The sequence below is a fragment of the Thalassospira alkalitolerans genome (assembly GCF_002115745.1).
Classification (GTDB): domain Bacteria; phylum Pseudomonadota; class Alphaproteobacteria; order Rhodospirillales; family Thalassospiraceae; genus Thalassospira; species Thalassospira alkalitolerans.
In genome coordinates this window covers 1-1357 of the sequence record NZ_JFKB01000047.1, presented here as the reverse complement: position 1 = coordinate 1357, position 1357 = coordinate 1, and the positions used below count along the sequence as shown (strand labels likewise).

Sequence of the window (1357 nt, the reverse complement as noted above, 5' to 3'; positions counted from 1 at the left end):
TGGTTGTAGTAATGGATGTACTCATCCAGCCCCGCTTGCAACTGCTCCACGCTTTCAAAGCTTTCCCGATAGTAGAACTCTGACTTCAGCGTGCCGAAGAAACTCTCCATTGTGGCGTTGTCATGGCAGTTTCCTTTGCGTGACATGCTTTGCTCCAGCCCTGCTTTTTCTAGCCTCTCCCGGTACTTTGGATATCGATAGTGCCAGCCTTGATCTGAATGCAGCATTGGCTTGCCGCCCTCAGGTAAGCCTTCAATAGCTTTTTCCAGCATCTCGCCCACCAAGGCATATTGGGGACGTATTGCCGTCTGATAGGCCACGATTTCTCCGTTGTACAAGTCCAAAACTGGGGACAAGTACAGCTTTTTGCCGGCCACTTTGAACTCGGTGACATCCGTCACCCATTTCTGATTCGGTTGCTCAGCCTCGAACTGACGAGCCAAGGTGTTGGGCGACACTTCGCCCATCGGCCCTTTATACGACCTGTATTTCTTAGGCCGCACCGTGCATTTCAGACCCAGCTCCCCCATCAGTCGTCGTACCGTTTTACTGTTGATCAGCGATCTTTCTTTACGTAGTTCTAGCGTCATCCGACGGTAACCAAAGCGGCCCTTATGCTCGTTTTGGATGGTCTGGATAGAAGCTTTGATCGAGGAAAATCGGTCCGCAACGCCCATTGCCTTGAGTTGGTAGTAGTACGTACTTCGCGCAAGGCTCACTAGCTTGAGCAAGTCACGCAAGGGAAAGTGTTGCTTAAGCTCACTGACTAATCGGGCTTTTTCTTCTGTTCTTTCTCCCGCCTCATCACCGCCTCGCCTAACTCCCCAAGCTTTTTTAGATAAGCGTTCTCCATCCGTAGGTATTGGAGCTCATCAAGTAACGTCTTGTGCTCAGGCTCAGGGCTGGTGAGTGGGGCAGCGGTTTTGCGTGGTTTAGCAGGTGGTTTAGGCATAGCGGTGCTCAGTCCTCTTTTCCCTGACTCCAGGGCTTCAATACCGCCACTGTAATACTGCTGTTGCCATCTGCCCACCTGAGTGGAATCCCCCAAGTTGAAAAGCGCCGCTGCGCGGCGCAAGGAAAGGGAGTCATCCCACATGCGCCGTAGAACAGAGAACTTGAACAAGGCACTGTAACGCTGGCCGGTACTGCTCAAGCTGGCCTCACCGTGTAATCGATAAGCCTCGACCCAACGACGAAGCAAGGTGGGGTCCATTTGAAATTGAGCGGCGACCCGGCGAAACCCTCGGCCTCGCTCAAGGAAAGCGGTGATGGCAGATAGCTTGAACTGCGTGGTGTACTTGCTCATGAAAACGCCCCAGAAATTGGATGGGTGTCCAACTTCTGGGGCGCACTTCAG

Annotated in this window: 2 protein-coding genes; both read right to left on the bottom strand. The window is 52.8% G+C overall.

The annotated features are described in order from the left end of the window. Positions 1-740 (bottom strand): IS3 family transposase (locus TALK_RS21835; protein ID WP_139833914.1); only part of this gene is annotated, 740 nt, incomplete at its 3' end. 26 nt (positions 741-766) lie between these two features. After that, positions 767-1357 (bottom strand): helix-turn-helix domain-containing protein (locus tag TALK_RS21830; RefSeq protein ID WP_211274876.1); only part of this gene is annotated, 591 nt, incomplete at its 5' end.